Annotated in this window: 27 protein-coding genes; 18 read left to right on the top strand and 9 right to left on the bottom strand. The window is 71.5% G+C overall.

Going from position 1 to position 26,261, the window contains the following annotated elements; all coding sequences use genetic code 11:
* Positions 1-80 precede the first annotated feature (80 nt).
* From LG634_RS02090 to LG634_RS02060, 7 genes are all read right to left on the bottom strand, one after another.
* Complete coding sequence (locus LG634_RS02090) at positions 81-1,595, bottom strand: putative type IV secretion/conjugal transfer ATPase (protein ID WP_226731813.1); 1,515 nt, start codon at positions 1,593-1,595, stop codon at positions 81-83.
* A gap of 30 nt (positions 1,596-1,625) precedes the next feature.
* Positions 1,626-2,072: a DUF6238 family protein gene (locus LG634_RS02085; RefSeq protein WP_226731812.1), complete on the bottom strand. Its 447-nt coding sequence runs from the start codon at positions 2,070-2,072 to the stop codon at positions 1,626-1,628.
* A gap of 72 nt (positions 2,073-2,144) precedes the next feature.
* A complete protein-coding gene (locus LG634_RS02080) occupies positions 2,145-3,611 on the bottom strand; it encodes an SCO6880 family protein (RefSeq protein WP_226731811.1) in 1,467 nt (488 codons plus the stop codon).
* 83 nt (positions 3,612-3,694) lie between these two features.
* Positions 3,695-5,044 (bottom strand): SCO6881 family protein, encoded by a 1,350-nt coding sequence (locus LG634_RS02075; RefSeq protein ID WP_226731810.1) that lies wholly within the window; start codon positions 5,042-5,044, stop codon positions 3,695-3,697.
* Between the two features lie 34 nt (positions 5,045-5,078).
* Positions 5,079-5,765, bottom strand: coding sequence for a hypothetical protein (locus tag LG634_RS02070; RefSeq protein ID WP_226731809.1), 687 nt, complete (start codon positions 5,763-5,765; stop codon positions 5,079-5,081).
* Positions 5,765-6,079 (bottom strand): DUF6112 family protein, encoded by a 315-nt coding sequence (locus LG634_RS02065; RefSeq protein ID WP_226731919.1) that lies wholly within the window; start codon positions 6,077-6,079, stop codon positions 5,765-5,767. Before LG634_RS02065 ends, LG634_RS02070 begins: the two co-directional genes overlap by 1 nt.
* 130 nt (positions 6,080-6,209) lie before the next feature.
* A complete protein-coding gene (locus LG634_RS02060; RefSeq protein ID WP_226731808.1) occupies positions 6,210-7,358 on the bottom strand; it encodes a C40 family peptidase in 1,149 nt (382 codons plus the stop codon).
* A gap of 546 nt (positions 7,359-7,904) precedes the next feature.
* Here LG634_RS02060 and LG634_RS02055 point away from each other — a divergent pair.
* The 18 genes from LG634_RS02055 (at position 7,905) to LG634_RS01970 (ending at position 21,395) form a co-directional block, all read left to right on the top strand.
* Entirely contained in the window at positions 7,905-8,660 is a 756-nt protein-coding gene (locus LG634_RS02055; RefSeq protein WP_226731807.1) for a DNA-methyltransferase, read from the top strand.
* 175 nt (positions 8,661-8,835) lie between these two features.
* Positions 8,836-9,486 (top strand): DUF4913 domain-containing protein, encoded by a 651-nt coding sequence (locus LG634_RS02050; RefSeq protein WP_226731806.1) that lies wholly within the window; start codon positions 8,836-8,838, stop codon positions 9,484-9,486.
* Positions 9,483-9,974, top strand: coding sequence for a type II toxin-antitoxin system RelE family toxin (locus LG634_RS02045; protein WP_226731805.1), 492 nt, complete (start codon positions 9,483-9,485; stop codon positions 9,972-9,974). Before LG634_RS02050 ends, LG634_RS02045 begins: the two co-directional genes overlap by 4 nt.
* Positions 9,971-10,660 (top strand): DUF3631 domain-containing protein, encoded by a 690-nt coding sequence (locus tag LG634_RS02040; protein WP_226731804.1) that lies wholly within the window; start codon positions 9,971-9,973, stop codon positions 10,658-10,660. The genes LG634_RS02045 and LG634_RS02040 overlap by 4 nt, the downstream gene beginning before the upstream one ends.
* Positions 10,639-11,289 carry a GNAT family N-acetyltransferase gene (locus tag LG634_RS02035; RefSeq protein ID WP_308072214.1) on the top strand — a complete coding sequence of 217 codons (651 nt, stop codon included), beginning with the start codon at positions 10,639-10,641 and terminating at the stop codon, positions 11,287-11,289. The genes LG634_RS02040 and LG634_RS02035 overlap by 22 nt, the downstream gene beginning before the upstream one ends.
* Positions 11,286-11,906, top strand: coding sequence for a hypothetical protein (locus LG634_RS02030; protein WP_226731802.1), 621 nt, complete (start codon positions 11,286-11,288; stop codon positions 11,904-11,906). The genes LG634_RS02035 and LG634_RS02030 overlap by 4 nt, the downstream gene beginning before the upstream one ends.
* A 42-nt stretch (positions 11,907-11,948) precedes the next feature.
* Positions 11,949-12,677, top strand: coding sequence for a hypothetical protein (locus LG634_RS02025; protein ID WP_226731801.1), 729 nt, complete (start codon positions 11,949-11,951; stop codon positions 12,675-12,677).
* Between the two features lie 161 nt (positions 12,678-12,838).
* Positions 12,839-13,288, top strand: a complete 450-nt coding sequence (locus LG634_RS02020) for a hypothetical protein (RefSeq protein WP_226731800.1) — start codon at positions 12,839-12,841, stop codon at positions 13,286-13,288.
* Complete coding sequence (locus LG634_RS02015; RefSeq protein WP_226731799.1) at positions 13,285-13,731, top strand: hypothetical protein; 447 nt, start codon at positions 13,285-13,287, stop codon at positions 13,729-13,731. Before LG634_RS02020 ends, LG634_RS02015 begins: the two co-directional genes overlap by 4 nt.
* Positions 13,732-14,142 carry a hypothetical protein gene (locus LG634_RS02010; protein WP_226731798.1) on the top strand — a complete coding sequence of 137 codons (411 nt, stop codon included), beginning with the start codon at positions 13,732-13,734 and terminating at the stop codon, positions 14,140-14,142. It abuts the gene before it with no gap.
* A gap of 46 nt (positions 14,143-14,188) precedes the next feature.
* Positions 14,189-15,052, top strand: coding sequence for a winged helix-turn-helix transcriptional regulator (locus LG634_RS02005; RefSeq protein WP_226731797.1), 864 nt, complete (start codon positions 14,189-14,191; stop codon positions 15,050-15,052).
* Entirely contained in the window at positions 15,049-15,432 is a 384-nt protein-coding gene (locus LG634_RS02000) for a hypothetical protein (protein WP_226731796.1), read from the top strand. The genes LG634_RS02005 and LG634_RS02000 overlap by 4 nt, the downstream gene beginning before the upstream one ends.
* Complete coding sequence (locus LG634_RS01995) at positions 15,429-15,887, top strand: hypothetical protein (RefSeq protein ID WP_226731795.1); 459 nt, start codon at positions 15,429-15,431, stop codon at positions 15,885-15,887. The genes LG634_RS02000 and LG634_RS01995 overlap by 4 nt, the downstream gene beginning before the upstream one ends.
* 67 nt (positions 15,888-15,954) lie before the next feature.
* Positions 15,955-17,211, top strand: coding sequence for an MFS transporter (locus LG634_RS01990; RefSeq protein ID WP_226731794.1), 1,257 nt, complete (start codon positions 15,955-15,957; stop codon positions 17,209-17,211).
* Positions 17,212-17,835: 624 nt separating this feature from the next.
* The gene (locus tag LG634_RS01985; protein ID WP_226731918.1) at positions 17,836-18,585 is read left to right on the top strand and encodes an ATP-grasp domain-containing protein; all 750 of its coding nucleotides are present in this window, start codon (positions 17,836-17,838) and stop codon (positions 18,583-18,585) included.
* 19 nt (positions 18,586-18,604) lie between these two features.
* Entirely contained in the window at positions 18,605-19,441 is an 837-nt protein-coding gene (locus LG634_RS01980; RefSeq protein WP_226731793.1) for an SPDY domain-containing protein, read from the top strand.
* 18 nt (positions 19,442-19,459) lie between these two features.
* Entirely contained in the window at positions 19,460-20,344 is an 885-nt protein-coding gene (locus LG634_RS01975) for a chorismate mutase family protein (protein ID WP_226731792.1), read from the top strand.
* A 70-nt stretch (positions 20,345-20,414) separates the two neighbouring features.
* Positions 20,415-21,395, top strand: a complete 981-nt coding sequence (locus LG634_RS01970) for an MSCRAMM family protein (protein WP_226731791.1) — start codon at positions 20,415-20,417, stop codon at positions 21,393-21,395.
* A 400-nt stretch (positions 21,396-21,795) separates the two neighbouring features.
* On the opposite strand, the gene LG634_RS01965 is transcribed toward LG634_RS01970, so the two are convergent.
* Both LG634_RS01965 and LG634_RS01960 read right to left on the bottom strand, forming a co-directional pair.
* Positions 21,796-25,311, bottom strand: coding sequence for a DEAD/DEAH box helicase (locus LG634_RS01965; RefSeq protein WP_226731790.1), 3,516 nt, complete (start codon positions 25,309-25,311; stop codon positions 21,796-21,798).
* On the bottom strand, positions 25,296-26,129 hold the full coding sequence (locus LG634_RS01960; RefSeq protein WP_226731789.1) for a hypothetical protein: 834 nt from the start codon (positions 26,127-26,129) through the stop codon (positions 25,296-25,298). Before LG634_RS01960 ends, LG634_RS01965 begins: the two co-directional genes overlap by 16 nt.
* Positions 26,130-26,261 lie beyond the last annotated feature (132 nt).

Raw genomic sequence — 26,261 nt, 5'->3', positions numbered from 1 at the left:
CGGTGGTCGGGTGGGATTCTATGGGGGTCCTCCTGGAGAGGATTCGGTTGTGAGGGGTGGCCCGGCGAGGTGGGCAGACCTCAGTGCATGCGGGCGTCGGTGTCGAACAGGTGCTGCTCGGCCGGATGCAGGAGATGTTGAACGATGAATGATCTGCCTGCGACCTTCCACAGGCCGCGTCCGCGGCTGAGGTGGGAGATCGCCTCAGTCTCGACGCTGGTGAGGCCGAGCAGGGCGGCGGCTGCGTGGAGTTGGTCGGTTTCCTGCCGGTAGACGATGCGGGTGGAGCAGTCCGCCAGGAGGCCCTCGGCCAGGGCCCGGCCCTGGGATCCGGCGTCACCGGCGGAGAGCAGGTCGGAGAGGCGGTGGACGACCATGAGATTGGCGATGCCCAGGCCGCGGGACAGCTTCCACTGGGCCTGCATGCGCTGGAGGAGCGCGGGGTGGCGCAGGATGCGCCACGCCTCGTCGTAGACGATCCAGCGGCGCCCGCCGCGGGGGTCGGTGAGTGCGGATTCCATCCAGGCCGAGGCGCAGGTCATGGCGAGGACGAGGCCGGTGTCGTCGCCGGATCCGCCGAGCCGGGACAGATCGATGCTGAGCATCGGGGTGTTCGGGTCGAAAGCGACGGTGGAGGGGGCGTCGAACATGCCGGCGAGGTCGCCGTGGACCATGCGGCGCAGGGCGTGGGCGAGGTCGCGGGCGGCGTCGCCGAGGTGGCCGGAGACGGTGCCGGCGGCCTGGTCGAGGAGGGCGGGCTGGGCGAGGGTGTGGGCGATGTCGCCGAGCAGCGGGGTGCGGCCTGCGTGGGCGGCGGCCTTGACGACGCCGTCGAGGGCGATGTCGAGGGCGGTGTGCTCCATCGGCATCAGGTCCCGGCCCAGCACCGTGCGGGCCAGGGAGCCGAGCAGGAGCAGGCGCCGCTTGCGGATCTCGCCCGCCCAGTCCGCTTCGGGTACGGAAGGCGGTCTCGGTGCTGCGTCCAGGGGGTTGAGGCGGCCGGGCAGGCCTGGGCCGAGGGTGATCGAGGTGCCGCCGAGCGCCTGGGCGACGGGAGTCCACTCGCCCTTCGGGTCGCAGGGCACGTAGACGCGGTAGCCGAATGCAACACTGCGCAGCGCGAAGGACTTCGCCAGAGCGGACTTGCCCTGGCCGATCACACCGGCGAGCAGGATGTTCGGGTTGGTGAAGCCTTCGACCTTGCCGTACAGGGTGAACGGGTCGAAGACAAAGGCAGCTTCGGCGTGGACGTCGCGGCCGATGTAGATGCCGTCGGCTCCGAGTCCTCCCTCGGCGAGGAACGGATACGCGCCGGCGGCGACCGCGGTGGTCATGCGGTGCGCGGGCAGGCGCAGAACGCTGCCGCGGGCGGAGGCTGCGCCGGACCGTCCGGAGGACGGGTATGTGGGCGTCGGCATCTGCGCTTCGGCGGGCTCGGGTCCGTGGACTGCGGCGGCTGCGCGGGCTTTGGCCTCGGCTTCGGCGAGTTGCTTGCGGGCGGCGCGGCGACTGGCGCGGTCGGTGCCGTGCGGGGTGAACAGAGGGGAGGCGCTGGCACGGCGGGCGCGGCGGCCGGGACGGTGCTGCTGGGGCATGGAGCGGATCGATTCTGCGGTGGGCGCCGCTCACACCGTGCCGGCGGAGCGGGGGCCGTGGTCGCTGGGGGTGGTCTTGCGGCGGATGGAGTGCCCGGAGGCGAGGTGGCGCTGGCAGATGGTGAGGACGGGCGGCCCCTCGGGCAGCGTCTCTGGGCGGCAGACGGGGTCCGCGTCGGCCTTGGGTGTGGCGGGGAGGGTGTGGAAGGCATCGTGGACGCCGGCTGAGGCCTGCCACAGCCGCAGGTGCGCTGCGGCGAGGTGGCGTCCGGCCGCCGGGTGGGCGGGCCGGGTGGCCTCGGCAAGCTGGTCCAGGAGCAGGTGCAGTCCGGTCAGGTGGCCGTGCAGGACATCGAGGTGGGCGCGGTCGGCCGGAGCGCCTGCGGTGGCGGTTTGGCGGGAGTGGTGGCGGACGCCGGCGGTGGCGGCCCGCAGGTAGGGGTGCGCGTCGCCGGAGTCAGTGAGGGAGGAAGCCAAGAAGCAGGGCATCTTTCTGTTGGGCGGGTCAGCGGCGGCAGGGCGGTAGGCGATGCCCGGTCCGCGTGCCGGTTACAGGGCGGTGCGGGCGAGGGGGAGGGCGGCGAGGGTGAAGGCGTCGGGCTGCTGATAGGCCAGGCGGCGCAGGTCGACCTGGGAGGTGACAGCGGCGGTCTCGATCTGCGCACAGGCGGCGTCCAGTTGGGCGTCGGTCTCGGCGGAGAGGGTGAGCAGGCCCGTGAGGGCGACGTCGGCGTGCCCGGCGATGAGCTGGCGTTCGCGTTCCTTGACGTCGGTGTACTCCACGGAGTCGGCTTCGGAGTCGACCTGGCCGCGGCGGGCGCGTTCGTTGGCGTCGGCGATGATCGTGGCCTTGGTGCGCTGGACATCGCGCAGCGCGGACTCCAGCTCCTGGGGCACGTATATAAGGGAGAAGGAACGGCGCACGCCCGCGGTGAACATCAGCCCGTGCAGGAACCCCGGAGCGGTTTCGGTGCGGGGCCAGTTCTCCACCCAGTAGGTGGCATGGCGGGCGCTGTCGGTGATGACCCGGTCGTACTCCTCGACCTGGACGACCGGGCCCGCTGCTGCCGGGTCGGCCTCGGCGCGACCGTGCTTGGACCACTGCTGCAGGCCGGCCAGAGCCCTGGGGTCGTAGGCGGTACGGACGACGGCGGCGATCTCCCGGGCGGTCAGCCAGCCGGTGACCGTTAGGCCGGCGCTGCGGGCGGCCTGGGCGACGGAGGCGGTGGTCTGCCCGAGCACGGTGAACGCGCCGGGCAGTCCGCCGCCGGCCTGGGAGATCAGCCGCTTGGCGGCCTTCATGTCCAGGGAGATCGCCAGGTACGTCTCGTGCGGTGCTGCGGCCGGGCCGGCGGAGGCGACGAGGTCGGCGTACACCTGCCCGGCCACCGGTGTTGCCGGGTGGCCGTGGGTGGTCCAGTGGCGGGTGAGGGTGTCGCCCGAGTCGGGGACGGTGCGTTCCAGGACCTGGACGGTGGCGATGTGCCCGGTGCGGGCGATGCCGGCCAGCGCCCGCCCCCAGGCACTCACGTTGGCGTTCTGGGTGGAGGGGTCGAGGAGGGCGAACGCACGGCTGGTGACGCGGGCCACGGCGGTGAGGGTCTGGTGGTGGGGGTCGTGGACGGCGGCTGCCTGGGATCCGGCCGGGGTGACCACGCGCAGCGAGGCCGCGGTTCCCGGCAAGTGCAGCAGGCCGTCCACCTGGGGGCGGGAGACCGCGCGGGCCAGCCACATGGTTTGGCCGGTGCGTCGGCGGTGGGCGTAGCGCAGGACGATCGGCGCCCAGTCGATCAGGGAGCGGCCGTGGCGGCGGATCGCGACGAGGGCGGCGACGGCCGCCCACAAGGGGGTCAGGGCGAGTGCGCCGAGAAGGCCGGTGGACACCACGGTCGCCAGGAGCAGGGCGAGCGTGGCGGAGGTGAGGACGAGCTGGGGCAGGGACAGGCCGAGCAGGATGCCGCGCCGGGACCGGTGGGGGAACTTGATCGTCAGGGGGGACAGGGAGAGATCAGACAAGGCAGGGGCCGCTTTCGGGGCGCGGGGCTGGCGCCCGGGGGGACACGCGGTGTGGGCGTCCCGCCCGGGCGGGGGCGAACGGATCAGGAACCGCTGGGCGGCGGCGAAGCAGTGAACGGACTGCCGGCGGATCCGGCTGTCGCGCTCGGGGCGCCCTGTGGCGGCACCTGCTGCGTGCTGCGCGGTACCGCACCGGCACCCGGGCCCGGGGAGGGCGGCCCGGACTGCGGGCCGGGGCTGGAGCCGAGGTGGCCGCTGGTGTCCTGGTTCACGCGGGTCGGCGGAGGCTGGACCACCTTCGACAGCCCATCGGTGAGCCCGCCGCCCGTGGACGGCAGGGGCGCGGTGTTCTTCTCCCCGCCGCTGCCGCCGGTGGGGCTGGCGGCGACGTCGCCGGGGAACTGGCCGGGGACACTGGCCGGCCCCTGCGGGGCGGCACCGGCGGCGGCGCCGCCGGCACCGCCGGTCGCGGCCATCGCGGCGGCCTTCCGGGCAGCCTGCTCGGTGTGCTGCTTGGCGATCTGCGCGCCCGCGCCGCCGGCCCGGTGGATCGATTCGCCATCGGTGCCTTCGGCTGCCCAGTGCACGAACTTGAACGTGGCGTACGGGCAGAGCAGCACCAGCATCATGATCACGGCACCGGCGAGGCAGTCGGCCAGCGCGGCCATGCCGTCCTTCGGCTCGGTCCGCCCGAGGGCGGAGACACCGAGGAGGAAGACGATCGTCATCAACAGCTTGCTGACCACCAAGGTGGCAGTGGCTTCGATCCAGCCGCGGCGCCACCTGCGGGCGGCTTCCCAGCCGCCGCCGGCTCCGGCGAAGATGGCGAGGGTGACCAGGACGAGGATGCCGACCTTGCGGACCATCATCACGCACCAGTACAGCAGCGCTCCGATCGCGGAGCCGAGGCCGACGACGGCGGGGATCATCCAGCCCAGCGGCACCATCGAGCCGACCGAGCTGGCCTTGACCATGCGTCGCACGGCTTCCTGGATGGATGTGTCCGCTGCGGCGAACAGCCCGGCCGACAGTGCGTCGACGACTTCGATGGCCACGGTGGTGAGCGCGATGGCGGCGAAGGAGAACAGGACGCCGCTGGCGGTGCCGGTGAACGCCTGGGCCAGTGCCTGGCCGTCGCGTTTGACGGCGGCTCGGATGAGCTGGGCGCAGAAGGTGGCGACGAGGATCGTCAGGCCGATGGGCAGCAGCAGTTCGTAGTTGTCGACGAACCACCCGGCCCGCAGGTCGACCTTGGTGGTGGTGTCAACGGCCTCGGCGGCCAGTTCGGCCGCTCCCGCGGCGAACTCGCCGACCGACTTGGCGATCCAGTTGCCGATGCCTTCGGTGATGGCCTTGCCTGGATCGTTGACGAAGTCGATGGCGTCGGCCGCCGTGCACAGCTTGCTCGCGATGGGCAGGGAGCAGAAGTCCACTGGAGGGATACCTCCTTATCTGTTCAGTGGCGTGCTACGGGGCGACGCTCGGGGCGAGGGAGACCAGGGCGCAGTCGGCGCCGGGCCGACACTGGACGGCGAGGGTGACCGCACGGTCCTCCGCCCCGCCACCGCCGTCCTTCCAGGCGATGGACTGCTTGCCGGTGACGGTGACCGCGTAGATGTACGCCTCGGTGATCGCCGTCGGGTTCTCCGCCAAGGCCTGCTTGAACGCGGAGGGGAAGCGGGCGTCGGTGACGGTCGCTGTGGCGTACTGGGCGTTGTCGCCCATCCGCGACCACAGCACCGGGTCCGGGACCTGGGCGGACAGCGACGTCCAGTCGGTGTACTTCTTCTCGGCGGTCATCCAGGCGTGCATGCCGGCGAGCTGCTGGTCGCGGCTGGTGGTGCGGGTGTCGTACGACCACAGCATCACCGCCGCCGCCCGCGCGTAGGCCAGCGGATCCGCCAGCCGCGGCGCCGACGGAACCGAGCCCGTACCCGCGCCAGGCTTGAGCGCGCCCGGTGTGGACGTGGAGGGATTGGGCGAGGCCGGCGCCGCCGGAGCGCGGGCCTTGCCCTGGTCCCGGCTGGTGAACAGGGCCGCGGTGGCGGCGACCGCCAGCAGCAGGGCCGTCACGGTCACCAGGACGGTGATCCGCCGCTTGGCGGGCCAGCGGGAGGTGGCACGGTGCAGGGGGGACAGAGAGCGCCTCCCCATCAGCGCACCTGGGTGCCGAGAGCGGAGAAGAAGGCGACGATGCCGTTGGCGGCGCCGAGACCGAGGGCCGCGCCGGCGCTCACGACGGCGCCCTTCTTGCCGTTGGCCTCGGCCTGGTGACCGCCGCTGTGGTGGCCCCAGGCCCACACGCCGAGGGACACGGCCAGGGCGCCGACCACGGCGATGATGCCGAACATGTTGATCGAGCTGACGACGTTGCGCAGGACGTCAAGTCCCGGCAGGCCGCCACCCTTCGGGGTGATGCCGGGGTCGAAGGCGAGGTGGCTGACGCGGTCTGCGAGTGGAATGGGTATAGCGGAACTCCTTGCGTACGCAGGGCAAAGCGGCCATGCGGAATACGGGGAAGGGAAGAGCGCGTTCGGGGCGCGAGGGGCGCTCGGGGCGCGTGAGGGAGCCCGGATCAGGCCGGGGCGTAGCCGGCGGTCAGCTGCCCAGCGCGGGGATGCGGCGGACGGCGAGGATCTGCCAGTCGCCGACCTTCTCGATCCGCACCGGACGCCCGGTCTTCGGCGCGTTGATCACGAGCCCGGCGCCCATGTACATGCCGACGTGCTCGGGCACGGCGGCGGTGCCGCGGGTGAAGAGCAGGTCACCGGGCCTCAGGGCACTGGCCGGGACCGGGTCGCCTTCCTTGACCTGGGTGTACGTGGTGCGGGTCAGCTGGACACCGGCCTTGGCGTACGCCTGCTGCATCAGGCTCGAGCAGTCGCAGCGACCCATCGGGTCGGGCCCGCGCGGGGCGAGGCAGGTGCCGCCCCACTGGTACATCGTGCCGAGCTGGTGCATCGCCCAGTCGATCGCGGTGCGGGCCTTCGGAGAGGCATCGGCGGGGATCTTGTACCCGTCGGGGACCGCGCCTTCGGGGATTTCACCCCAGCCGGACCCGTCCTCGCCCGGCCGGCAGCCGCCGGATCCTGCCGTGCCCGCGCCGCTTCCGGTGTCGGGTTGGCCGGGCCCGTTCTGGCCGCCGTTCGGGAGGGTCTTGACGATGGCCTGCTGCAGCGCCCGGGCGAGAGGCTCCCACTGGGCGTAGGCGTCCGGGTAGCCGGAGCGCTGTACGGCCTGGGCGGCCTGGGTGATCGTCATCTGCTGCCAGCCGTTGACCTCCAGCAGCCCCTTGTAGAAGCGGGTGGAGGCGTAGACGGGGTCGCGGATCTGCTCGGGGGTTCCCCAGCCCTGGCTGGGCCGCTGCTGGAACAGCCCCAGCGAATCGCGGTCACCGTAGGTGAGGTTGCGCAGGCGGGATTCCTGGATGGCGGTGGCGAGAGCGACGACCTGCCCGCGCTCGGGCACCTTCATCGCGATGCCGGTGGCCACGATGGTCTTGGCGTGCGGGATCTGCTCGGCGGGCAGTTCCAGGCCTTCGACGCGAACGTTCTGGTCGGCGCCTTGGCCGCCGAGGATGGCCGCGACCTGCCGGGCGACGGCACCGGAGTCGACGGTGCCGCCGCCGGGGGTGCAGTTCGCGGACCGGGAGGCACCGGCGCTTCCGGCCGCCGCGATGGCGGCGGTGCCGGCGAGGAGGAGAGGGGAGAGGCAGACGACGCCGAGAGCGGCGGCTACGGCCTTCAATCCGGTGCGCCTCCCCGCTCGCCGGTCGGTGCCGGCGGCCGGGATTCAGGCAGGTCAGGGCAGGCGTGCGTCATAACGGTGTCCTTGGTGAGTGAAGCCCGGCCGTGCGGTCCGTGGTGTGTGTGAGAAGGGCGCGTCGTGCCGGGTGATGGGTGATCTGGTGCCCTGCGGCGGGCCGGTTCGAGTTGTCTCTCGTTCCGGCGTGGCAGGGCCTGGGGTCAGGTGTGCCTGGGCACAGGGATCCTCCGTGAGGGCATGGGTGGGGGAGGCCATCCGGCAGTCGGTGCGTGCCGGGGCGGTTCCAAAACTGTAGGTGCCGATCCCCGGTTGACCAAGAAATTGATGATCAAGGCTCTATTTCAAGGGTTTTGGCGGCGACCGTGGTCAACCGGGGATCGTGCCCTACAGTTTTGGGACTCCCCCTTGCAACTGCCGGCGCTTTCTGCCGTGGCCTTGCCATGCCCGCATACTGCCCGGCTGGCGTGTGTCCTATTGGCGCGTTCTGGGGAGTCCCATCCCTTTCCCGACCTGAATTGGGGTCTCTCTTTGCCTTTCTCCCTGCACCAGGGTGACGCGCTCGGCGTCCTGTCCACCCTCCCGGACGACTGCGTCGACTCCGTCATCACCGACCCGCCGTACAACTCCGGCGGGCGGACCGCGAAGGAGCGCACCTCCCGGACGGCACGCCAGAAGTACACCTCCGCGGACGCGGGCCACAGCCTGCCGGACTTCACCGGCGAGAACATGGACCAGCGCTCCTACGGCTTCTGGCTCACCCAGATCATGACCGAGGCCCACCGCCTCACCCGTACCGGCGGGACGGCGCTGCTGTTCACCGACTGGCGCCAGCTGCCCGTCACCACCGACGCGCTCCAGGCCGCCGGATGGCTGTGGCGCGGTGTCCTTGCCTGGCACAAGCCGCAGGCCAGGCCGCAGAAGGGCCGCTTCACCCAGAACTGCGAGTTCATCGTCTGGGGCTCCAACGGAGCCATCGACGGGGACCGGAACGAGGTCTACCTGCCCGGCCTGTACTCGGCCTCCCAGCCCTCGGGCAAGAACCGTCAGCACATCACGCAGAAGCCCGTGCAAGTGATGCGGGAGCTGGTCAAGATCAGCCCACCCGGCGGCACCGTGCTGGACTTCTGCGCCGGCTCCGGCTCCACCGGCGTCGCCGCCCTGCTGGAGGGCCGCGACTTCATCGGCGTGGAAAAGACCAAGCACTACGCCGAGATCGCCACCGGCCGGCTCACCGAAACACTCCAGCACACCCTCACCCAGGACGACTTCACCCTGTCCGCCTGATACCGCCCACCCTCTCACGGGGGCGGATTCCCGAGGGTTCGACTCCCGTTCCTGTCCGGTTGCCGGGCTTTGTAACACGGGATCCCCGGTTAGCCAAACCGGGGATCCCGTGGATCGTTGAAGTCCCTTCCCGAATTCCCCATGCCCTCTACGGCTGCGAGGAGATCCCTTTCCCGTGCACGAATCACCAGATGCCACCGGCGGCGAGGAACTGGAGCCGGTCCGGATACCGGAAGCCGAGCTGGAAAGCATCCAGGCCAGCGTCCTCAAACTCCTGGACCGCTCCGCCGAACAGGCCCGCCAGCTTGACAGCCTGGCCACCGCTCCCGACCCGATGTCCTTCCCCGGCTTCGCCATGCCCTCGCTCCCCGGCATGCCGGGGATGCCCGTACCGCCTGCGCTCCCGCCGGAGCCGCGGCCGATCCTGGAACTGGAGGGCGAGGAGTACGAGAACGAACTCGACACGCTCACGGACTGGGTCGAGGACTTCCTGATACGCGTCTACGGCGCGGAGGTCACCACCGCCGCGCCGTGGTGCGGGCAGTGGCAGGAGCACCTGGACGTGGTGGCCTGGCTGCACGCCCTGTGGATGGCCTACCTCCAGCACAAGGAACCCGACGCGGGCCAGTCCGGGATGGCGGTGTGGCACCGGGACTTCCTCACCCACACCATGGCCGCCGTCCGCGCACCGGGCGGACCTCTCTCGGCCTGCCAGACCGATCCGGACCGGCCCGCCCACCGTCTCCTGCGCGGCCCCGGCCGATCCAGCCGCGCCTCGATCCCGGACCCGGCAGGCGCAGCGGCACCGGACGGGGGCGAGTCGTGAGCGGGCCCGAGCCCCGGCCTGCGTTCGGCCTCAGCTTCGACCCGCGGGCCCTGAACGACCTGCTCGCCGCCCCCGGCGACATCCGCGACCTGGCCCTCGCCCAGCTCCAGGACGTGGTCAACGCCAGCCTGTTCGGCGGCAAGCTCACCGGCGACCTCGCCGGCCTGCGCAAGCTCTACGTCGACAGCCGTGCCGCATGGCGCATCGTCTACGCCCAGCGGCCGGCGCCAGCGGGCTCCGCGCACCGCACCGAGATCCACGTGGTCGCCATCCGCCCGCGGGACCGCCACGACGTCTACAACACTGCCGCCGCCCGCCTGGGCATCAAGCGGCGCCCGGTCAGCGCGCTCACCCACGCCGCCCGCGCCCGCTCCCCCCAGCTGGCCGGCTACCGGCCCGTCCCCAAACCCGGCCCTGCGCCGTACGCGCTGCCGGGCCTGCCCCAGCCCGCACCCACCCCCCTCACCACGAAAGGCCACACCCGTTGACGACCCACCCCAACCTCCTCGACGCCTTCGCCCACACCCTCCTCGGGACGCAGCCCAAGCCGGAGAACCCCCACCACCGGGCCCTCCTGGACGCCCACACCACCGTCCAGCACCTCGAAGGCCAGCTCCTGGAGAGGTTCTCCCGGCCGCTGCCCGAGAACACCTCGCCCCAGACGTACGTCGAGGAGTACACCGAGCTCCTCCTCGACCGCCTCGCCGCCGGCGTCGAGCTGTCCCTCCTGCTGTCCGCCCCCTGCGCCCCGGTCACCGGCAGCACCCCGACCGCCGAGGGCGAGTCCGATGCGGACGCGGACTGCTGCCGCCCGAGCGGAGACGCCCCGGCAGAACCCGAGTGCCTCCCGTGCGGGCAGGGTCCGGAGAACGGCTCCTGCCGGCAGGCAGGCGCGGAACCGGCCGACCTGCTGGATGCGTGCCTGGTGGTGTTCTGCACGCTCGGCGATCCGGACGCGCTGGCGTCGGCGGACCTGGTGGACGGACTGCGCCTCCTGCCCGGCACCGCGGAGGGCCGCTGGTCCTACGCCGACCTCACTCAGCCCCGACTGGCCCAGCTCCTGGCCCCGTACGAGATACAGACCCGCGACATCACCCTGCCGGACGGCCGGCGCCGCAAGTCCTACCGCCGCACCGCCTTCGTCTCGGCGGCGTGGGGCGAAGACCTCTACTGAACCGCCCCACCACCCCACGCCCCAGACCGTCCCACACCGTTGTGCTCGCCAGCATCCGGCGGGCTGGGACCTCGGACATCGCCCCCATCGACGCGTTCCGCCGTCGCTGCTCACCTGCCGGTCTTCACCTGCGGTGGGGGCGGACCCGCGTCGCGATCCGCGATATCGAACGCCTGCTGGCCGCTGGTACGACATGGCTCGGCCTCGATGCCACCGGGCAGTTGACCGCAGTGGCCACCGCCGGACGCCTCAGCGGCGAGCCGAGGGTAGTGGATCTCGGCCTGCAGGTCGCCGACGCCGAGCAGCAGCGAGGCATCGGGACGCTGATGGCCTACCACGCCGCCGCGCACGCCCGCAGCAGCGGCGCCCACACCCTGTCGGTCTACACCGCGGCGTCGAACACACCGATACTCCGCCTCCTGCACCGCCTCGGTCCCGCCACGCAGACACCGCACGGCAGCCACGTGGACGTCCGCGTACAGCTCAGGAGCCGACGCACGCCGTTCGGCCCACCTCCGACCGTTTCCCTCACCTTCGGGAGCCGCCCATCTCCACCACACCCGCCTCCTCTTCAGCGCCGGATGCGGCGCTTGCCGACCAGATCCAGGCCGTCACCGGTCACAGCGTGACCGGCCTCGCCGAATACCACGAACGCGGCCTGCTCGGCGAGCCGACGGCGGCCCTGGCCGACGCCCACCGGCTGATGCGGCAGGCACAGCACGCCGTGGACTACCACCGCGAACACCTGCGCCGGCTCCTGTTCGACGAGCCTGTCGTGGACACCACGCTCGCGGACCGCATCGACCGGTCCATCGGCCACCTGCGGCAGGCCGCCGCCACCCGCGACACCCACCGCGACGCCGTCCTCGCCGCCCTGGTCAAACTTCAGTCCGCCAGCCCCGCACAGCCGGACACCAGCGCGGCACCGGACCTGTCGGCCCCGGACACTGCCGCGCTCCTGGCCATCGCCCGCGGAGCCAAACTCCACGAAAACCTGCTCACCCAGCGGCTGTCGGTCATCACCTCCTCAGGCACCCGCATCGCCTACTCGGCACTCCAACGCCTCGAGTCAGCAGGCCTGGTCGCGCGGGATGCCTCCCGGCCCGTCCACGCCGGGGTCCCCCTCACCCTGACCGAGGTCGGACGCGCCACGCTCACCGGCCCCCGGCGCACGAACGCGCCCGGGCCCCCTCCGGCCGTCCGCACCGGTGCCTGGCCGCCGCCCGCCGCGCGGGCCCATCGCTGACTCCGCCCGCCCGCCCACCTCACGCACGACGAACGGACCTCCTTGCCACCGACCGATGACGAGCCCGACTTCCGACTCGACGGCCTTGAGCCCTCGGACCCCGCGATGGGGGAGAGCTTCTGGGACGCCGTGGAGAGCGAATCCCACGAGATGAGTGTGCTGGCCTCCCACCACAGCCCGGACGGGCGCACCAGCTTCTTCGTACTCCACGACCGCACCGCGACCTGGGGCATCCCCGGCGAGCCGCAGCTGATCGCCCTCCACCTCACACGCGACACCCCAGCCCGCACCTTCACGGCCGACTTCGTCCGCCTGCCGCTGGTCTCGATGACCCAGCCCTGGCTGATCAAGCGCGGCTGCCCCACCGATGCCATCGGCCTGCCGGAAGGGATGGGGTCCAGGCCCGCGGACGAGACCACCGTCGCCCTGGAGCGGCGGCTGATGGGCGACGGGGACAACTTCGCCGTCCTGTTCAGCTACACCGAGGACGACGGCCCGAAGCCGGAGATCACGGTGCTGCTGCGGGCCCTCGACGAACTGGCGCCGTACCCGTACCGGGTGCTGCTGGAGGAGGTGGACACCGACACCTGGACCCACACCCTGCGCGAGGGCGGCTTCGAGACCTTCGAGGCGGCGGACGCGTGGCTGGAGGACCGCGACACCCCGCTCCCGGCCCCGCCGGCGCTTCGGGCATCGGTCGCGCGCACGCCTGCGGCACCGGCACGCCCCCCGGCCCCTGCGCCAGGGCCGAATCCGGGACGGTCCCGCTGACCGTGTTGCGGGCGGAGAAGGTAACAGCACATCCCCGGTTAGCCAAACCGGGGATTGTCCGGACTCTTGAATCAGCCCGGCGGGTAACGCCGCACGGGCCTCCCACCCCTGCCTGTCGCCTTGGGCGAGGCATGCCCACTTTTCCTGGAGAGGAGTCCACGGTGTCCCAATCACTGGAGTCCGACGACGTCGTGGGTGTCATCACCCAGCAGATCGAAGCCCGCTACGGAATGACCACCGACGAGCTGCGGGCCGCGGTCACGGCGGCACCGGGCGCCGATCCCGGCACGACCACGATCCTGCGCTGGTACGGGCATCTCACCGATGCCCAGGAAGCCCTCACCCGCGCCGAGGACGCGCTCGTCGAGGAACTCGGCAGCACCCCGGGAGAGCTGGACGACCCGGCCATGGCCCTGGCCCACCAGGTGAACGCGGCGGTCGCCGTCCGCGACGGCCGGGCCATGGTCGTGCGCTACCTCCTCGACGGCAACGCCCCCGGCAACCGCGCTGCCTGGTCCGCACGCACCAACGGACTGGCTCCGGCCGTCCGGACCACGCCGGTTGCCCGGCCCGCCGCCACTGCGGTGCCGGTGAGGGGGGCTGTGCGATGAGCGCTTCCACCAAGCCCTCCAGCCAGGACATCCGTCTCGAAGAGGTCTTCGGCGCCCCGGTCGGCGAGCTGTACGAGCAGGCGGCGGCCGGGATCGCGCCGCCGTCGGTGTCGCGGGCGCTGGAGCTGCGTTCCTTCCTCGCACTGACCGAGGAACAGGTCGCCCGGGTCCGGGGCCGCGTCTATGCCGCCATGGCCCCGGACCGGGACATGAACGAGCTGTCCGCAGATCAACTGCGGATGGACTCGCAGTGGATGGACGCCGCCCTGTCCGCCCGCGGCGAGTACCTCACCGCTCTGGGCTGGCTCCTTAAGACCATGCCGGCGCCGACCAACCCTCCCCGCCGGCCGGTCGCATTCGACCAGTCTCGTCTCGCAGCCCGGCTGAGTCCCCGTCCAGCCCCGGCCGCCTTACCGCCACAGCCCGCAACGAGAGGCCGCTGATTGCCCCACCGCACCTCCCAAGCCATCACCGAACGGATCGAATCCCTCTACGGCCGGCCCCGCGCCGAACTCGAAGCCCACGCGGACGCCACCGGCCACCCCAGCATGCTGGCCGCGCTCCTCGGCTCCCTGTCCGCGGTCGAGTTCGCCGAACGCGACATCGCCTTCCAGGCCGAGCGCCTGCGCCAGCTGACCCACCCCGACCGCGAGATCGGCCGCTTCACCGCCGGACACCTCCTCGACTGCGCCCGCCGCATCGGCGAAGCCGTCGCCATCCGCGACTCCCAGGCCCGGCACACCTCCGCCGTCCTGCAGAGCCTGCACCGCGCCCCCGCGCCCGCCGAGCAAGCCCCCGCCACGCCCGCCCTGCCGGCTCCCGCACCCGCTGCCCCGGCCGCGCGGGCGCGCTGAACCCTCCTCCACCCATTCCAGGAGCACCACTTTGCCTACCCCCGGCATGCCCGAAAACGTCGCCGCCGACCTGTCCCGCGTCACCGAAAGCCTGCAGATGCTCGCCCCGCGCTGGAACGTGTGGGTACTGATGACCCTGGCCGAACAGCCCCTGCGCTACAGCGACATCAAGACCCGCCTGCCCTGGCTCGTCGACGGCCAGCTCCACCCCAAGCTCCGCAAGCTCACCGACGCCGGGATGGTCGAGCGCACCGCCCTCGACCGCCGCAACGTCCTGTACGGCCTGTCCGCCCGCGGCAAGGCGGTGTTGCCGGTGCTCCCGGAGCTGGCCCACTGGGGCCGTACCCACCTGGAGAAGGACACCGTCCTGGACGCCGTCACGGGCCAGCGCGTACCCAAGGCGGTGGCACAGGCCCAGGACATCGAAGACACCCTCACGCTGCTCGCACCCCGGCACGCCACCGCGATCCTGTGGACGCTCCAGGTGCGAGGAGCGTCCAGCGCCAAGGCCATCGCCGCCAGCGTGATGCCCGACTCCAGCCTCTCCGTGATCTACCAGCCCCTGCAGCGGCTTGCCGAGGACGGCCTGATCACCCGCGACCGGCACCGCGACGGCCACGTCGCGCTGACCGCGGCAGGCCGGAACCTCGCACCGGTCTACCGGGCCCTGTCCGCCTGGGCGGCAGGCCGCCCACCGGCGGAGGCCGGCGACCACGCGGTCTGGGGCCCGGCCCCCGCACCCTCCCCGGCCACGACCGCCGGGCCCGGTGTGTGGCTCACCGCCCAGCCCCGCCAACCAGCAGCAGCACCCCGGCCGACCCAGACCGTCTGGAAGCCGGGCGACGTGTTCTCCCACACCACCCCCGCCCGCCCGATCACCCCCGCACCGGCAGGAGGCCGCACCCGATGAACACCTCCCGTACCCCGGCCTCCAAGACGTCGCAGGCCGCCGACACGCTGGCCCACGACGGGCTCATCCGTCTCATCAGCGAGATCGACGACAACGGCCCCCTCCAGCGCCGCATGCTCGCCACCACCCTGCACGGCCTCTCCCGTCGCCAGCTCACCCACGCCACCACAACCGGCCGACGGCTGGGACTGCTGCGTACCGGGCGCCAGCTCGCCCAGCACCCCGGCACCACCGCCGAGGCCGGGCCGGATGACGAAGCCGCGCGCACCTTGAACTCCGTACGGGCCGCCCTGTCGCAGTGGTCCGGCGACCACGGCGACGCCCTCGCCCCGGACCCGGTGTCCGCCCGCGCGCAGGACGGGATGGAACTGGCGGCGTGAGCACTACCTCCAACGGTCCTACCGAAGCAGGTCTGGGGACCCGCACGGTGGCCGAGGCCGTCGGCACCGACCCGTCCGTATGGGCGTTCACCGCGATGCAGGACGCGCCCGGCCACGTGCAGGCCGTGGTGCTCGCGGTGATGAACACTGCCCACGAACTGGACGCCGTGCAGCGGCACCTCCGCGACGACGCGGTCCGCGCGATCGAGGAGCTTTCGAAGACCGCGGCCGGTACCGGCAGCCTCCGGGCCACCGACGGCCTCCTCGGCGACCGAGGCGCCCGCATCGAGCACCTGGCTGTCCGCCGCGGGGAACTCCTGCGCCGCCTCGATGCCCACCTGGCCCTCTACCAGGCCGCCAACTCCGGGCCCCAGCCGACTGCCGGGCCGACGAGGACAGCGGGTCCGGCGCATCCTGCGGACTCCCCGCCGCAGGCGCGCGGCCCGCGCCGCTGACCTCGCTCCTCCTCCTTCTCTCTGTTCAGCTCGCTGCGGCGGGCGCCGTTCTTGTGTGAAAGCGACGATGACCACCGAGCTTGTGATCGCCGGCCCCCGGCACGCCCTCCTGCCGCAGCTGTCCCTGCTGCGCCGGATCTACCTCCCTCGCACCGCGGATGCCGCAGCGTTCGCGATGACCACGTACGGCATCCCGCTGATCGTGCTGGCCACCACCCGCTCGGCGGCCCTGACCGGCCTGGCGTTCGCACTGGAGTGGGTACCCAGGCTTGCCGCGTTCTCCCTGGCCGGGGCGATGGTCGACCGGCAAGGCACCAAAAGGGTCTTCCGTTTCGCCTCCGTACTGCGCGCCCTGGTGGTGCTGGCCGCCGCGTTCGTCCTCCCCCAGGTCAGTGGTGCCGCTGCGACGGTCACGGTGATGGCGCTCGCCGCCGTCACCGGCGTGGTCACCGAGTTCTCCTACATCGCCGCCGAGACCGCCGGCGCCACCGCCAGCCGGGACGCGGGCGAGCGCGCCCACCGCGTGCAGTCGGTGCTCCTGGGCATCGACCAGACCGCCACCCTCGCAGGCCCCGCCGCCGCGGGATTCCTGCTGCACTGGGCCGGGGTGACCGGCACCCTGGTCACCATCGCCGCCTGTTCCCTCCTCGGCGCGCTCCTCGCCCCCTGGCACCGCGAGCCCCGCCAGGTGGACCTGGCCGCTTCCGCCCTGACCGGACTGGCCACCGGCTGGAAGACCCTCATCTCCCTGCCAGCGCTCGCCTGGCTGATCGCAGGTCTCACCGTCTCCAACGTGGCCACTGGCATGCTGCAGGCCGCCGCCCCGATCATCGTCGTCCAGCACTTCGGGTACTCCAGCGCCGCCGTCGGCGTCATCTGGTCCGCAGCCGCAGCTGCCTCCCTCCTCACGGTGGCCTGCTGCCGCTTCGCCATCGACCGCGTCGGCCTGTGGCCCACCGGAGCAGCCAGCGCCCTCGTCGCCGCCGCGGCCGGACTCGCCGTCTCCCAGGCTGGGACCTACACCCAGTTCCTGGTGCTCACCGCCGTGCTGATGGCCGGCGAGGGCGGCATGACCGTCGTGCTGCGCACCCTGCGCTCCCACCTCATCCCCGAACAGGTCTTCGGCGCCACGTTGAGCATCACCATCCTCGTGATGCTTCTGCCGTTCCCGCTCGCCGGCATCCTCGTCGCCCTCACCCCGCCAGCCCTCCTCGGCCACGTGCTCACCGCCTGCGCCGCCCTGCAGGCCCTCGGACTTACCGCAGCGTTCTGGCGCCTGCGCCGCGAACCCGCCATGCGCGACCGCCACCCGGCCACCCCCTGACCCCCGTGGAACTGCCCATGCCCAACGACCAGCCAGCACCCGTCTCGGCCTACACCGCCGACCAAGCCGCCTGCGCCGCCGCACTGCTCCGCGCCCTGACCAGCCGCCTTCATGCTCTGCCCGCCCACGAGGCGGCGGCTCTGGCCGGCCTGCTGCAGGCGCCCGGCGGCCTCGCCACCGACATGCAGACCCTCCTCGAAGCCGCCCACCACCCCGCCCCCGCAGACAAGGACCCCGTCTTGACCGATCCCCGACCGCTCCGCCAGCCGACCGGACGCCCCGTCGTCCTGGTCGTCGCCCCCAACGACGAGCTGTACCGCGGCTACTGCCTCGCCTCCGTCGCCGCCGCCTACGACACCGTCGTCATCACCCCCACCCCCCTCACCTGGGAACACCCCCACGTCATCGACCACGAACAGGCCGACCCCTACGACCTCGACGCCCTGTTCACGGCCGGGCAGGCCCTGGCCGCGCGCCGTCCGGTCGTCGGCGTGCTCACCTGGAACGAGACCCTGCTAGTCAACACCGCCCGCCTCGCCCGCCACCTCGGCCTTCCCGGCGACCGGCCCGGCGTGATGCGGGCCTGCCGCGACAAGGCCACCAGCCGCGCCCTGCGTCGGCGTCATCCGCGTCGATACCCCGCAGCAGCTCCCGGACGCCTTCTCCTTCGCCACCACCGGCGCCCAGCTGCACGGCGGGGAGTCCACGGTGGTGCTGGTGGAGGAGTACCTCGACGGCGAGGAGATCTCCGTCGAGTGCGTCACCCACCAGGGCATCACCACCCCGGTCGCGGTCACCCGCAAGGAGGTCGGCTTCGCCCCGTACTTCGAGGAGACCGGCCACAGCGTGGACGCCGCCGACCCGCTGCTGCCTCAGGTCGGCCCTATTGCCCAGGCCGCCGTGGCCGCCCTGGGCGTCACCTCCGGCATTCAGCACGTGGAGATGCGGCTCACGGCGAGCGGACCACGGATCGTCGAGGTCAACGCGCGCATCGGTGGTGACCTGATCGGCAAGCTCGTCCTGCTCGCCACCGGCATCGACCTGCCCCGGGCCGCCGCCGACCTCGCCCTCGGCCGCCGCCCCGCCCTCACCCCGACCCGGCACCAGGCCGCGGCCATCGCCTTGCTCTACCCCGACACCTCCGGCACCGTCACCGCCCGGGGCATCGACCCTGCCCTCGCCGGAGCCGACTGGGTGCACCAGACCAGCTGGATCCTCGACGTCGGCGACCGCGTCACCCTGCCGCCCGAAGGCGATGTCGACGTCGCCCGCGTCGGCCTTGTCGTCGTCACCGCCGCCGACGCCGGCCAGGCCCACGAGCGCCTGGACACGGTCACCCGGAACATCACGATCACCGTCGCGCCCGCCGCCTGACCCCGAGACCTGGAGCCCCTTGACCGACACCTCCGACATCGACGGCGACGTGTGGGTATCCCCCCGCTACCTCGCCGGCAGCGCCGCGAACGTCGACCCCGCCTTCAAGCCGCTGTTCGCCCTCGGCTTCGACCGCCACAACGACGAGTACGGCAACCTCTACCTCGCCTCCTCGGACCGCAAGGTCCGCCTCGGCTTCCTCCCCGAAGGCGAAGACGACGGCCTGTGGCGCATTACCGCCTACACCGATCCCTTCGCCGCGCCCGCCTGGGGCGTCTGCTTCAACGACACGGCCCCCACCGAACTGGTCACCGCCTTCACCACCGCGCTCGCCGCCGCGTACACCACCGGACCGGACGCCTACCTCCACAACGGCGCACACCAGAACCGGTTCACAGCCGTTGCCCCACTCCTGAACGCAGGCTGGAATCTCCCGTACACCGGCTACGGCGCCGCACTGGCCCTACGGTCCCCCGACGGCATGGCCGGCCTGGAGTACGCCACCGGCCGCCTCGACCCGGCCCAGGAGATCACCACGCTGCAGGCGCGCTGGTACATGGAAGGCGGACCCAAGGGGCCCCGCTGGTACGCCACCGCCTCCACCGGCACCCCCGTAACACTGGTCGCCGCCGTCACCACCGCGCTCGCCGACCCCGCACCGGTCGCCCGCTGGGACAGCTTCCTCAGCTCGCTGCTGCGCCCGCACGTCCAGCTCACCCCGGTCGTCCCGCCCCCGCCCCCGGCACCGACCCCGCTGGACGTACACCGCCGCACCGGGACGAGGCCACGGCCGGCCCTCATTACGACCAGCGTCCCCCGCTGGACCACCAGCACCCGCCCCGCCGTACGCCGCTAACCCCGCCCCGGAGCTCATGTGCCACTGCACGCCCAGGAGTTCTTCGCCGAACTCGACGCGCCCTTCGCCACCGGCTTCGTCGTCGGCGACAGCTATTACGCCGCCCTCACCCCCGACTCTGCGCTGCGGCTGCGCATCGACTTCGCCCCGACGATCCGCCACGGCGAATACGACGGACTGCGCCTCACCGTGATCCACCCCCAACGCGGGGCCCTCCACGTGGAGAACATCACCTTCGCCGAACACCACACCTTCACCCAGCGGGACACTGCACGCGGCAAGTCCCCAAGCCACGACGGGTACGCCCGCATCCGCGACTGGCACCCTTCAGGCCCACCGCCCTGGCAAGGCGCCGATCTCACCGGACTACGGCAGGCCGTGACCGCCTTTACCACCATGTGGACCCACGCCCCAGCCGCACCCCCGAGCGGACACCAGCGCGAGGAGCCGCGTACGACACCGACCTTCGACGCGCCCGGGCTGCATCACCCGGCCGGCTTCTGGGCCGCCGACACCGACTTCCTCGACCTGCTCCACCAGGCGACACTCCTCGTCTTCGACTTCGCCGAGTACGGCACCCTCGACGGCATCCCCCTCTCGCGGAACCTGCGCTACGCCCGCGAAGGCGTCCGCGACACGCTCGGCCTGCCCATTGAGTACGGGGTCCTCGCCGAGGCCGAGGCCGTCGCCCACATCACCCAGACCGCCGGCCGCCCGTACGGGCCCGGCACCGCCGCGGCCCTGGCCCGCATCGACGCACTCAGCGCCGAAGACCAGCACGCCCTGGTCAAGGCCGCAGCCCACCGCTACCGCACCCCCACGGCACCACCGGCCCTGACCGCCGCGCCCACAGGCCGGCCCGCTCTGCCAGCCCTGGCACCCGCACCGGGCCGCACCCCCTGACGTCCGTCTCGGCCCCGTCAAGGGATCCCGGCAATGCACCCACCACTACATCAGGAGACCGTTCCACCGCATGCGTACCCGCACCACTTCTCGCCGCACCGCACCGGCAGCCGTCGCCGCCGCAGCCACCCTCGCCACCGGCACCCTGACCTGGGCACCGTCCGCTTGGGCCGAAGCCCCCGAACCGCAGCCCGGCCACATCGAGATCACGAAGAAGGACCCCGGCGGCGACCTCCTGGCCGGGGCCGAGTTCTCCCTGCTCGACACCCTCAACGGCACCAAGGCCCTTCAGGGCAAGACCGGCAAGGACGGCATCCTGCGCTTCGAGGGCGTCACCCCGGGCGTGTGGCGGCTCAAGGAAACCAACTCCGGCAGCCCGATCCACGACCTTGCCCCGGACCAGGACATCGTCGTCACCCCCGGCCAGGGTGCGAAGCTCACCGTCATCGACCCGTTCAAGCCCGCCGAAGTCACGGTGGCCAAGACGGACAAGGACACCGGCAAACCGCTCGCCGGCGCCGTCATCAACATCACCCCACAGACCGGCGGCGGCAAGCCGCTCACGCTCACCACCGGCAAGGACGGCACCGCCACCACCAAAATCGATGTCTCCACCCGCACCGGCACCCCCTACACCGCCACTGAGACCAAGGCCCCCGACGGCTACCAGCTCAACTCCACCCCAGTGAAGATCAGCGCCAAGCCCGGCGAGAAGACCACCGCCACCTTCACCAACACCAAGAAGGACCAGCCCACCAACCCACCCACCACCCCGACACCCACCGCACCGACCACACCGTCGGGCACCCCCACCATGACCAGCACGCCCACCACGTTCACGACTGCGCCGACCTCGGCTGCTCCGCAGCCGACCGAAACCGCGTCGAGCACCGCATCCCCCGCACCGAAGGGTTCCCTCGCCCAGACCGGCGGCGGCTCCACGTCGTGGCTGCTCGCCGGCGCCGGACTACTGATCAGTGCGGGCGGCGGAGCGCTGCTCGCCCTGCGACGTCGCCGGGATGCCAGCCAGGAAAGCCAGCCGAACGGCTGATCCCGTACGCATGCCCCATAGCTGAACAACACCCAGGCCAAGCCCCAGGAACCGCAGGTTCCTGGGGCCAGTTGCGTTGCCCGCATCCGGCCGGTGGGTGTGGCGTCTTGCCCGAACGCTGCCATGGAAACCGGGCCGGACAGCGGGGGATAGACGCGCTCAGGAGTCAAATAGGGGCCGCACCCCGGTCCGCACCCGGTGCAAGATCCCGTCGATCACGTGACGAAGGTCGCGCCACCGCCCGCATCGATCATTGCTGACGGGCAGGAACCGGCCCGACAGATCACCACGTTCACCCCGCCTCATACACGGGACAGCGATCCGATCAGGCGGCAGTCACATGATCGGCCGGACAGGTCCGCGAGGCCGAGCCCGTCCGGCGCTGGCCAACTTCGGCGCCCTACCGGCTGGCCATGGCAGAAGTGGTCACCAGTCGCTCGGCCTCAAGGTGGTGGGTGAGGTCGAGACCGCTGTCGATCATGGTGAGGACGGCGTGATGCCAGGCGGCGGGGATGGCGGCGATCTGGTTACCGTCGCGCTTGACCCTGATGGTCGCCGGCATCTTGCCCGGGTGGGCCAGGGTGACCGGCCCGTCTCCGGTGCCCGGTCCTACCCGTGCAAGAGGGATGGTCACGGGGCGACCTCGCAGCAGTTCGTTGAGCGGATTGGCTGGCTTGCTCACGTAGTCGAGGAGGTCCTCGACCTCGTACGCGTTGGCCTTGTACGCATTGACCCATCCGTCGATCTGCTGATCGGCCACCCAGGTTCGGAGCTCACCGGAGCCGATGCCCGCCTCCGCCGCGGCACGGCCGATCTGATGTGCCAGGCGGCGGGAGGTGATGCCGGAGGTCAACAGCGTGATGGCCTGGTCGGTGTCGACACCGTGCCGGATGTGCCAGGCCGTCTGCGCGAAAAGGCGCGGTGTAGTGGGTGTCAGCAGGGGATGGGTGTTGACGAGGTTGATCAGGGCTCCGGCTGTCCAGCTGATCGCGTGCTCGAAGGCCTGCTTGATGCTCTGGACGGTCAGCTCCAGCATCTGGGGGTGGGGCGGCATGCCGTCCGGCATCCAGGTACGGGCCAGTTCCGGGATGGAGGTGCCGGAGATCCAGTCCCGGACCGCGTCGCCAATCGGCACGTCGCCGTTGAAACTTGGGGTCTGCTGGGTGGTGAGCTTCCAGCTCCCAAAGGTCTCGGGCGTCTGTAGAAGGTCCGTGAAGGCGCCCTGCTCGGTAAGGAAGCCCAAGGTCTGCTCCAGCGGCCACTCGGGCGGCTCGAAGAAGACGCTGATCTCGTTCGGGGCGTCCTCGGGGACCGCGCGGGCGACGAGTTGCTCCGCGAGGCGTCCAGCGACCTTGTCGAGGAAGCGGGCGGATCCGATGCTGGTTCCGGTACTGGCCCACCGGCGGGTCGAAACAGGGTCGGTGGCGTCGTAGACAGCGGAGACCTTTCCCGCGAGCGCCATCCAGCGGGCCGGGACCGAAGGGTCGTTGGCCTGCTCCATCGCGAGCAGCGACCGCACCGGGTCCAACCGGCCGCCGGGTGCGTGGAGGATTTCGGCGTGGGTCTGCAGGACGAGCCATACGAACGTGGCGAAGTCGGCCGCGACGGTTCCCACCACACCGAACAGACCGTCGAGCGAGTTCTGGAGCTGCCACTCGGCATGAGCCAATGACCGCAGGGCGTCTTCGCTGAGCAGTTCGGAGGTGACGGTGAGCCGCTCGCTGTCGGGATTGAGCGTCTCGAACTCCGCGGCCCCAGGAGGGTAGGGGCGCGTGAGGATGACCCACCCCTCGCTCTCACGCCCAGCCCGGCCGGCCCGGCCGATAGCGTTGAGCAGTTTCGCGGGACTGAGTCCGCGCTGGTTCCCGCGTGGGGGATCACCCTCGACTGTGTGATTGATGATGACGGTGCGCACCGGGAGGTTAACGCCGTCGGTGAGGGTGGTGGTGCTCGCGATGGCCAGCAGGTCTCCGTCACGAAGTCCTTGTTCGACGGCATGGAGAACGTCGTCGGGAAGGTCGGCGTGGTGGAAGGCGACGCCGTGGCGGGTGCAGTCGACCAAGGGGTGGTGCTCGCCGAGGGTCTCGGCCAGGAACTCGGTGAGGGCCGCAGCCTCGGGGCGGACGTCCAGGTGATCGGCCATGGCGTGCGCGGCGTTCCTGGCCATGACTTTGCTGGCGACGACCATCAGGACGCTGCCAGCCCGGGTCAGGGCGGCGGCCCCGGCGGCGAATACCTCGTAGTCCGCGATGCCGCCGCTGAGCTTGGTGGCAGCCTTCCACTGCCAGGAATCGGGAGAGGCATACGCTCTGGTGCCGACACCGGGGAAGGTCCGGCCGAAGATGCCACTGGCGGCGGTCGGCCGGACGTCGAGCCGGGGAGCCACCGGCACTGTGGCCCGGGTTGTGGAGGGCTGGTTCTTGCTCGGTTTACGCGGGGTGCGCTCGGCCTGGCCCTTGAGTAGCCGCGGGTACATGAGGCCGTGCAGGCGCCTCGGCCCGCGCCAGTCGCCGGTGAAATACACCTCTTCCGCCGGCCGCTCCGGGTCCAGCCACGACGCCAGCGCACCCCGGTTACCCACAGCGGCGGACAGCAGCACCAGCCTGACGTCGGGGCGGGTCCTCAGAAGGGCGAGCAGGCTCTCCAGCACGAAACCACGCCGGCCCTGCGCGAGGTGGTGGGCCTCGTCGACGACGACGAGGCTGACCTCGTTCAGCGCTGCTCCCGGGTCGTTGCGGATCACGTGCATGAGCCGCTCCGGGGTCACGATGTCCACGTCCCCGACGAGGGAGCCACTGCCGTCGGCGAGTGGGAAGTCCGGCTGCTCGGCGACCAGCTTGCGCTCCAGCAGTCGCAGCCGGCCCCGCAGTGCGGCCCGCATCTCCCGGCCCAGGCTGCGCATCGGCGACACATAGACCACGCGGCCGGGCTTCTGCGCCAGGTGGGAACAGATCACTAGCTGGGCCATCAGAGTCTTACCCGCGCTGGTGGGCACGCTGATCAGGCTCCGGCCGGTAGCGGGGTCGACCGGGTTGCCCCGCTCCAGGTTCAGCAACTGGCGCTGCGGGGGCCACAGCGTCATCACCGGCGGATCGGACATCGCGAAAGTCCGGGCGACCGCGTCCGGAGTTCCCTCCGGGAGCAACGTGTACAAGCTGCTGGTGGCCATTTCGCCGCTCAGGCCGAGGAGGTGGGCCGCAACCCACCGGGCCGACGGGTCACTACGGCCGGCCCGGCCGTCGAGGACGCTGCCCAGCAGGTCCCGTGCGTCCTGCAGATGGTCCGGATCGCCGAACGAGAGGAACAGGCGCAAGAGGTGGACCGCATCGACGACGGCTTCGGCAGGTCCGTACATCGTGCCCGCGAGCGGATCGCCGTCCATCAGTTCGCGGAGCTCCGCGAACTGCCGGCGCCAGGCGGACAAAACCCGGTTTAGGTCGGGCCGATCGAATGCCAGGAACACGACACCGGCCTCCAAGGCCAGGGTGTCGATATGCGCCGGGAGCGAGGAGGTGAAGCTGACCAGGTTCTTGACCTGGCGGTAGACGGCTGTGGCGTTGGGCTCTTGCTCGCACCTGCGGTACCCGGCCTGGGCAGCGAAGGCGATCCTCAGCCGCTCGGTCGGGGAGTGTCGCTCGTCGGCGAGGGCCAGATCCATCACGTGCGCGCTGACCGCGAGGGCCTGCCGGGTCCGCATCGGGTCGAACCCAGGACTCTCGGGCTCGACTGCGGCCAGTCCGTGCAGGAGCCACGCCGTCGCAAGCACGTCATCCGAGATCTCCTGGTCACTGCCGAAGGCGGCGATCTCCAGTTGGGTGATGGCCGCCAGCAGTTCCTGCGCCGAGGGCAGGACCCCGCCGGGGCGGTACTCGCCGAGGGCGGTCGCGAGGACAGCCGGATCTAGAGTGCGGTCCACACGTACTTCCTCACCTGATGGGCGAAGCCCTCCAGATCGTCGATCGCCACCACCAGGCCCTGCAGCGCGCCGGGGTGCTTGTGGGTAGTGAAGTGCTCGTGCGCGAGGTGGAAGGCCTTCTTCGGGATCGCCGTGGTATTCAGTGCGACGCTGACGCCGGCGCCGACCGACTCCTCCTCATCGACCCACTGCTCGGCCAGACTCCCCACGAACTCACGGGTGTCGTCAGCGAGTAGTTTGTCGCCCCAGGAGAGCATTCCCAGGTAGGTCGCCCCCTTGGTGCTGAGCTGCGTCCAGCCCTTGTAGATCGCCCCGTCCGGCCGGTTCGTCTTCCCGGTGTACTTCTTCATCTCCCACAGACGGAAGGAGAAGCCCCGGGCCGTTCCGTCTTCCCGGTAGACGATGAGTCCGTCGCCGCCTCCATCGTTGACGGAGGCCTTCGGCGGTCCGAGGATCTCCACGGCACGCGCTGGGTCCTGGGGCAGGTCGCGCGTCAGGAGGTACCAGAGCCATTCGCCCACGTACCCGGCCAACCCGTGGTTGCCTTCCTTCTTCGCGGCTGCCGCTTCGAAGACGGGCTTCGCGAAGTGCTCCACCAGGACGTGATCCTTCCCGGTCAGCTTCACCCCGTTCAAGGCGGCCTCGTGCCATTTTCCGTAGCTCCGGGGGCGCCCGTCGGTACGTTCCCGCATGATCTCGTCGGCGATGATCCACGCGGCGGCAGCCCGGTCCTCGGGGCTGCCGCTGAGGGTTACAACGAGCTCCCAGCGGCACGTCTGGTCGTCTCCTCGGGGTTCCCGTCGTACCAGGTCTGACACCCGCCCACCGACGGCCGTCGCTCGGGCCAGCGCCTGTGCGGGAGAAACCTCCGCCACCCGAACCCCCTGCTCGTCCCAGACCACGTACACCGTATTGATCGGGTGCAGGGGCCGAGGTGGCCCTCGGCAGGA

The organism is Streptomyces bambusae (assembly GCF_020532645.1).
Taxonomy (GTDB): domain Bacteria; phylum Actinomycetota; class Actinomycetes; order Streptomycetales; family Streptomycetaceae; genus Streptomyces; species Streptomyces bambusae.
The sequence above is the reverse complement of the archived record's forward strand: the minus strand, read 5'-3'. Positions and strand labels throughout refer to the sequence as shown.